The following is a 603-nucleotide window of genomic DNA, read 5'->3' on the forward strand; positions in this document are numbered from 1 at the left end:
ACCGACATCGATCGTCATCGCCGGTGACGAGGCTGCGGCCCTGGAGATCGCGGCTGGCTTCGAGGCGCAGGGCCGTAAGACCAAGCGCCTGACCGTCAGCCACGCGTTCCACTCGTCGCACATGGACGGGATGCTGGACGCCTTCCGCGAGGTGGCTGCGGGGCTGACGTATGAGGCTCCCCGCATTCCGATCGTCTCCAACCTCACCGGTTCTCTGGTGACGACGGAGGAGATCGGCACCCCCGATTTCTGGGTCCGGCACGTCCGCGAGGCCGTCCGCTTCCTCGACGGCATACGCGCCCTGGAAGACCAGAACGTCACCACCTACGTCGAACTCGGCCCCGATGGTGTGTTGTCGGCGATGGCGCAGGAGTGCGTGACGTCGGACGGCGCGGCGTTCGTTCCGGTGCTGCGTGGTGGGCGTGCTGAGGCGGAGACGCTGACGGCCGCGGTCGCTCGGGCGCATGTGCGTGGTGTGACCGTGGACTGGGAGGCGTTCTTCGCCCGTACCGGCGCGCGTCGGGTGGGCCTGCCGACCTATGCCTTCCAGCGTCAGCGCTACTGGCCGGAGATCTCCACGGAAGCGCGGGAGGACTTCGCTGG

1 protein-coding gene is annotated in these 603 nt (G+C 68.3%); it reads left to right on the top strand.

Annotated features, from left to right (window positions below):
* A partial coding sequence (locus O5O46_RS35085) for an acyltransferase domain-containing protein (protein ID WP_269859739.1) occupies positions 1–603 on the top strand: 603 nt, incomplete at both ends.

The organism is Streptomyces sp. RPT161, from assembly GCF_027533845.1.
Lineage (GTDB): Bacteria > Actinomycetota > Actinomycetes > Streptomycetales > Streptomycetaceae > Streptantibioticus_A > Streptantibioticus_A silvisoli_A.